The sequence below is a fragment of the Vibrio sp. OPT46 genome (genome assembly GCF_015163535.1).
Classification (GTDB): Bacteria; Pseudomonadota; Gammaproteobacteria; order Enterobacterales; family Vibrionaceae; genus Vibrio; species Vibrio alginolyticus.
Genome location: NZ_JADDYG010000530.1, coordinates 53,068 through 59,915, shown reverse-complemented (window position 1 = coordinate 59,915; position 6,848 = coordinate 53,068). Strand labels below are relative to the sequence as shown.

Sequence of the window (6,848 nt, the reverse complement as noted above, 5' to 3'; positions counted from 1 at the left end):
CCCTTTAAAAGCAAAGCCTCTTCATTTTATTGCAATTCCTACGACAGCAAGCACCGGTTCAGAAGTGACCAGAAATGCTGTGCTGAAATCTGGACAAGATAAAGTGAAAGTGAGTCTTCGAAGCCCTGATATGCTCGCAGACGTTGCCATTGTAGACCCGACACTTACTTACGGGACCGACCAATACACATCTGGACGTGGCGCAATGGATGCGTTCACTCATTTAATGGAAGCGTATGTGTGTGGTGAGCCAAACCCTCTTACTGATATGGTCTGCGAAGAGGGGCTACGCCGTTTAAGCCGTTCAGTGATTGCCGCTTGTAAGCAAGATAATCATAAGGCGCGCTCTGATTTATCGTTCGCTGCATTGCTTGGTGGTATGGCGATTACTAATGCCAAATTAGGTGCTGCTCATGGGTTAGCATCGGCGTTAGGAGGCAAGTTAGACGCCCCCCATAGCGTTATTACGGCTCGCCTAGCTCCGCACGTGATGCAGGAGAACATTAACGCTGCTAAACTCGCGGGTAGGAATGATGTGATAAGTCGTTATCGTAAGCTGGCCCAATTAGTCACTGAGCGAGTAAATGCTAACGAACACGATGGAATTCTTTGGGTAAATATGGTGCTAGATAAGTTAGCGTTACCGCTACTGGCTCAATTTGGAGTATGCCAAACCTCTTTTGAGCAAGTGGCGAATGATGCGCTTAAATCAATGGCAATCAAAGGGAATCCTTTACCTCTTAATCAGGAACGTTTGATACACATATTGCAGCAAGTCTGTGATTGTAGTGGAGAGTGTGTAGCAGAGAGTGCACAACATGTCAGTTCTGTTGAAGTACTGGAATCAAGAACGGACTTATCGAGTGTCAACGACTTAGGGTGATTGCTCCCTTAGCAGCATTAAAACAAAAGGGGAGCCTTGAGCTCCCCTAGATAAAGTATTGACTAAGCTTTAGTGCTTAGTACTGGCTTAGTTTGTCATAGCGACTGTCTTTCAACGCATCTTTTACGCGTTTTAGGTTCTCACGGAAACCTGTACCACGGCGAAGAGTGAAGCCAGTTGCTAGCACATCAATCACTGTCATTTGTACAACTCGGCTTGCCATTGGCATGTAAACGTCGGTATCTTCTGGAATATCGAGCGTGATGGCCAGCGAGCTTGCCTTTTCTAGAGGAGAATCCTTCGCTGTAATCGCAATAACCGTTGCGCCATTTTCACGAGCAAGGTTCGCTATTTCTACCTGACTCTTTGTTCGACCGGTATGAGAAATAAGAACCACAACATCATTATCACTGCAGTTGATACAACTCATGCGCTGCATAACAATATCTTCAAAACAAGTAATTGGAATATTAAAGCGAATAAACTTGTTTTGTGCGTCTCGGGCAACAGAAGATGATGCACCAAGGCCAAAGAATGAAATGCGCTTCGCTTGCGTTAGCAAATCGACCGCACGGTTCACTTGCATTGGATCTAGGCTATTTTTCGCGACATCTAAACACGCCATCGTCGATTCGAAAATCTTATGGGTGTACGCGTCTGGGCCATCGTCTTCTTCCACATTACGGTTAACGTAAGGGGTGCCGTTGGCTAGGCTCTGTGCCAAGTGAAGCTTAAAATCTGGAAAGCCCTTGGTGTCCAGACGACGACAGAAGCGGTTTACAGTGGGCTCACTAACGTCGGCCATTTTAGCCAGCGTTGCAATGCTTGAATGAATTGCAGTTTGTGGAGACGCCATAATTACTTCCGCAACTTTGCGCTCTGACTTACTGAAATTCTCCAGGTTTTTTTGAATTTTTTCTAATGTATTCATAGTGTTCACGAGGGTATAGAGAACAACTCGCTGGCTCTGCTAACGAAAGGAAACACGAAGATTCCGGAGTAGAGTGGGGCGTTAACGAAAACAACCAGCGCCATAGAATCAGTATAAACCTGATCTTCAATCAGTCTAAACCAATAACGGGTACTATTTAGTGAGAATTTGACAGGCCTCAAACAAAATGTTGTAAAAACTACAGAATTGGATGTGTAAACGAAGTTTTGTTGCGCTAGTCGCACGATAATGATGTTTGAGTTACATCAAAACGAAAAAAAATTTCAAATTGATGTAACTCGATCTGGCTGTTAAGACGATTGAATATCAACAACCAGCTGTTGAATTCTTTTCATCAAATTTGGTGCTTGCTTGGCGATTTCGCGTTGTTCATCAAGCACTGAGCTCAAAATTTCTTTTGTGGTCAGTGGATTTGCCAAAACCACTCGAAACACTATCGTATTCATGCGTTGCCATTGGTCTGGGTTCAGTCTTGTACGTGAAACGAACGATTTGCCCGTTTCGCGCTGACGCTTTTGAATAAACTGTGTTAACTCATTGATCAGCTCATTCAGTTGTTCTTTTTGTGAGCCTTCTGCTTGTGCTAATGCTTCACGGATGAATGGCGGCAAATAACGGTATGTGAGCAGACAAAGCTCTGGTTCAGAAACTAACTCGAAATCATCTTGCTGTTTGATTAAATCCGCAAAGTATCGAGCTTTTTCAATGCTTTGGTCAATCAGAAGCTCGTAACCTGGGCGACTTATGATGTGCATTGCGGCGTAGACCAACATCGCCATGCCCGAACGTGAGCCTTCTAGTGTATGGCTGCCTAGGTCTTTTGAACCTTTGCGCAATATATATTGAGCGTGATGCTCTATGGATTTCATTGCGTCAGGGTCTTTGAACAGAACCATACCAGCGCCCATCGGGATATAGAGCTGCTTGTGTGCATCAATAGTTACTGAGTCTGCCATTTCCACACCTTTAAGAAGATGACGGTGATGGTTAGACATCAGTGTTGCGCCACCCCATGCGGCATCCACATGGAAGTGACAGCTGTGAGCTTGGCAGACTTCAGCGATTTCAGGCAATGGATCAACATTACCTGTCTCTGTTGTGCCAGCCACACCAATAACAGCAATAGGCTTGATGTTTTGTTTTTCGAGCTCAACAATTTTCGCTTTCAGGTCGTTGACAATAATACGGTTGTTGGCATCGGTTTTAACCGCAACCAAGCCCTCTTGGCCTAGCCCTAATACATCGGCTGCTTTCTTAAGGGAGTAGTGACCACGCTCAGACACTAGCACCGCTAAGCCATCATAGCCATAGTGCTTCATGGCTTTAAAAAGGCCTTCCTTTTCAACGCCTTTAAATGAGCCATTGGCTCTTAACGCTTTGTTACGTGCTACCCAAAGCGCAGTGATATTGGCAATGGTGCCGCCGGAACAAAATGCGCCTAATGAGTGGTTTGCACTGTGCATCCACTGATTGTAAAACGTATCATTCTGACCATATATCAAGCGATGCAGCATACCCAAAACTTGACGCTCAAGTGGCGTAAAGGCTTTGGAAGTCTCTATTTTTACCAGGTTTTGGTTTAAGGCGATCATGATCTTTGACAGTGGCATCAAGAAATAAGGCAGTGCCGATGTCATATGACCAATGAAGCTTGGTGAAGATGTGTGAACTGAGTGCGACACCAAAGTGTCGAGTAAGTGCTCTGTATGATCTGACACGAACTCTGGCTGCTCAGGAATCTGAGCAGAAGAAAAGTCTTTTTCGATTTCGCGTAAAGGCTTTTCTTCTGCCACGATGTGTTCACGAAGAAATTGATTTAGATTTCGCGAGAGGCTCTCGTCAATTTTAGTTAACGTTGAGTCCGGACCTTCTGGGACAGTGAAGATCTTTAGCAAGCTCTCAAAGCTAACATCAGCGGTTTTTTGTTCCTTAACCATAGCAAAGAATCTTTGTAGTTATTTTGGTAATGCGAGCGGCACAATCTAAACTAAAACGGGCGCAAAGTCCCGTTTTAATTGTTGAAACCCAAGTTGTAGAAATGAAAATTTTAGGTGAAGGTTACGATATTCACATTAAAAAATTCTAGATTGAGTACGTTAAAACATTCTAGTGTTTTCGAATGCTAATCAACGACTAATGCGAGCAATCTTAGTCACATTTCTGCTTTTCAATCTTTTCTATTGACTGATTGTACTTATTAAGTGCGGTATCAATTTGTTGGGGGTGACTAAGCAGATCAGCGAATGCTGAACGAAGCTCGTAGTTTTTTGGGTGGTTAGTTGATTGACGGTCGCTAAATGTCTGTTTTGCAACTTCACCTAACTTATCGCTTCGGGTCGCTAACTGCTTAACGTCATGTTGCTCTAGTTTTAACCATGCTTCGATTGGCTGTTCCGTCGCAACGCGGCTAGGGTCGTTCTCTAGAAAGTAGTGAACCGCTTCGCGGTTTAATTCAAAGTGATGTTTACGTCCATCCAAGAACCATTGACTAACTTCTTTCAGATCTGGATATTGGGTAACCGTCAAATCAACAAGATCTTGATACCACTGTAGTGAGGCATCGACGTAGCCATCGTATTTGCTAGCAAGACATTGTTGATCTGCGGCAAGCGTAAAAGTTGAGCTTGTAGCGAGGAGCGCTGCAACGACAAAGCGTTTCATTCTTCTTCCTTCTGGTTGTTATCCCTTTATTAACGCAATGCACATCAGTTGATGTTTCTCCCTTCTTTCTATTTGGTCGTGACAAATCGTTGGGCTGAATGACGAAAAGAAAGAGGGGTCTTGCCAAAAAATATTGACCACTTTGACGTTAACTGGGTATTTAAATTTTTGCCGTATTGTAATGGATGTTAAAGCGAAAACCTGAGATCTAGCTAGCAAGTGATACAAAGAAAAGCATCATAACTGGTACCAATAAACTCAAAATAAAGCCGCTAACGATAGCAACAGGAACACAACGCACACCACCGGTAGTTTGAATAACGGGTAGGGTGAAGTCCATTGCTGTTGCACCGGCATAACCAATTGCGGTGCACGGATAGCTACGAATAAAGAGAGGAATGGCAACCAGTGCGACTAACTCTCTCATCAATTCAATCAAGAACGACGCGCCACCAAATACCGGACCAAAAGCGTCACCCATTAAAATACCTGCGAGTGAATACCAGCCAAAACCTGAAGCCATTGCGAGTGCTTGATAAAGAGGAAGATCCAAAAGCACCGCTGCAAGAACGCCACCAAGCATACATGTTGCGATGACAACAGCCGCAATGGCCATTCCTTGTTTATTTAATAGGATTTGACGCAGAGTAAGTCCACTATTGCGCAGCTGAATACCAATAAAAAATAGAAGTAGAAAGAGTATCCATTCGCTTGCTGTATCTACCCAACTCAAATCAATGGGTAACAGCAGGCCAACCACTAACCCTCCGCCAACGACCACGATAAGCTTAACAGACTCTAAAGCCATCGAAGATAACGGTAGTTTCTTTTGATTCTGATTGGTCTGGAGTGGAACAATTTTATCAATAATAGGCAGAGCCAACAGGTTGCAGGCACTTAGACACAAAAAAAACGTACTCGCATAGAGGAGAATACTTTGTAAGTTGCTGCTTAAATTATCGAGCGCCGCCAAACTAAGACCCATCAACGACAAAATGACGTAAATAAGGTAGGACGTTGACTGATTGATCTTCTCCAATAACGAAGATCGAGATATAGGAATTAGATACCCCACCACAAGCGGAGCGAAAATAAATAGCATCCCCGAAAACATAAAGCTCAATGATTCCTTTTTGAGATAACATCAACACGCATAAATCAAATTATCTATCGGTTGAAATTAGAGATATTTCACCACACACAGCTCAGCCTTGAGCGAATCGTTTTATCACGGATAAGGTATTATCAGAAAGCGATAAATTACAAACCGCTAGCATTGAGTACAGCACGGATTTGATCATTGAAGTCAGTATCACTCATGTTACTAAGTTCATACAAGACTTCTGCACCAGTTAAGTTGAATTCAACTTCATGTTCGTCAATGCGTTCATCGTGATTGCGGAACATCAATAAATGATGCGCAATTCTAGCGATGTCGAGATAACTCACTTCTGGTCGCGTTAATTCGTATTTTTCGTTTGAGGATACTTCTCTGAAGTCGTTGTCAAATCCCCAACGCTCTAGCACTAGTTTACTTGTGGCAGAACAACGTGTTTGGAAGATTTGCAATGCAATATCTGGGTCTAAGTAATTGCCCCTATCTAAGTACAAGTGGTACTCATTAATTAGGCAAAATAACCCTATATCGGCTAATAGACCGACCAATAACGCCTTTTCTTGCTCTAGATGACCATAAGTGCCTGGCTCGTGGCTACGAAACGATTGAACCAACATCACCATGACGGCACCGAGCTCACGAGATATCGCGGCACTCTTCACCAAGATGGCATTGCATTCTTTAGTGAGATTAACTGAGTGTTTAAGTTGCTCAATCGCTTGTGCGGTAACAATATCACGTACACGAAGTATTCCGAGACGAGATACCGCTGTAGTTAAGTCGTTGCAGGTGATATTTCTGCGATTGAAAATCACAGAGTTAGCGACTCGTAAAACGACCGCTGCTAATCCGGGATCTTCCAATAAACAGTTAGCAACATCGGCAATCGTGGTGTGTTCTTCGACACATAACTGCTGAATTTTAAGCACGACATCAGGAATAGGAGGTAACGAAATCTTACCCGTGGAGATGGACTGTTCTACCAGCTGAGCAAACTCGGATTCCAGTGCGTTTATAAGCTTATCTTTATTATTTGGCAGCCAAAAAAATGATAAATGTTCCATTGTGACGCTGTACTTGAGATCTTTCGTACAGTGTACCCTTACAGCGTATTCTTTATCAATTAAATGCGTATTATGTGCCCGTAATTGCCAGCGAGATCATAATGATGGCGTGTTTTAGGCATGCTATGCGTCAAAAAAATATCACCACACAAACAATAAGTGTGAAACTAA

Annotated in this window: 6 protein-coding genes; 1 reads left to right on the top strand and 5 read right to left on the bottom strand. The window is 43.3% G+C overall.

Features of this window, described 5'->3' with window-relative positions:
• A partial coding sequence (locus IQR33_RS21730; protein ID WP_228014057.1) for an iron-containing alcohol dehydrogenase occupies nucleotides 1-883 on the top strand: 883 nt, incomplete at its 5' end.
• A gap of 76 nt (nucleotides 884-959) precedes the next feature.
• Here IQR33_RS21730 and IQR33_RS21725 read toward each other — a convergent pair.
• From IQR33_RS21725 to IQR33_RS21705, 5 genes are all read right to left on the bottom strand, one after another.
• Nucleotides 960-1,814, bottom strand: a complete 855-nt coding sequence (locus tag IQR33_RS21725; RefSeq protein ID WP_005378021.1) for a MurR/RpiR family transcriptional regulator — start codon at nucleotides 1,812-1,814, stop codon at nucleotides 960-962.
• A gap of 311 nt (nucleotides 1,815-2,125) precedes the next feature.
• Nucleotides 2,126-3,772, bottom strand: coding sequence for a pyridoxal-dependent aspartate 1-decarboxylase PanP (gene panP, locus IQR33_RS21720; protein WP_025766849.1), 1,647 nt, complete (start codon nucleotides 3,770-3,772; stop codon nucleotides 2,126-2,128).
• A gap of 211 nt (nucleotides 3,773-3,983) precedes the next feature.
• Nucleotides 3,984-4,496 (bottom strand): hypothetical protein, encoded by a 513-nt coding sequence (locus tag IQR33_RS21715; RefSeq protein ID WP_017634875.1) that lies wholly within the window; start codon nucleotides 4,494-4,496, stop codon nucleotides 3,984-3,986.
• Between the two features lie 208 nt (nucleotides 4,497-4,704).
• Nucleotides 4,705-5,610, bottom strand: coding sequence for a lysine exporter LysO family protein (locus IQR33_RS21710; protein WP_033905125.1), 906 nt, complete (start codon nucleotides 5,608-5,610; stop codon nucleotides 4,705-4,707).
• A gap of 146 nt (nucleotides 5,611-5,756) precedes the next feature.
• Nucleotides 5,757-6,677 (bottom strand): HDOD domain-containing protein, encoded by a 921-nt coding sequence (locus IQR33_RS21705; protein WP_025766846.1) that lies wholly within the window; start codon nucleotides 6,675-6,677, stop codon nucleotides 5,757-5,759.
• Between the last annotated feature and the right edge of the window lie 171 nt (nucleotides 6,678-6,848).

What these genes read in the sequence shown, in the direction of transcription:
- IQR33_RS21725 (WP_005378021.1), bottom strand. Translation starts at nt 1,814, where the DNA reads ATGAATACATTAGAAAAAATTCAAAAAAACCTGGAGAATTTCAGTAAG.
- panP (WP_025766849.1), bottom strand. Translation starts at nt 3,772, where the DNA reads ATGGTTAAGGAACAAAAAACCGCTGATGTTAGCTTTGAGAGCTTGCTA.
- IQR33_RS21715 (WP_017634875.1), bottom strand. Translation starts at nt 4,496, where the DNA reads ATGAAACGCTTTGTCGTTGCAGCGCTCCTCGCTACAAGCTCAACTTTT.
- IQR33_RS21710 (WP_033905125.1), bottom strand. Translation starts at nt 5,610, where the DNA reads ATGTTTTCGGGGATGCTATTTATTTTCGCTCCGCTTGTGGTGGGGTAT.
- IQR33_RS21705 (WP_025766846.1), bottom strand. Translation starts at nt 6,677, where the DNA reads ATGGAACATTTATCATTTTTTTGGCTGCCAAATAATAAAGATAAGCTT.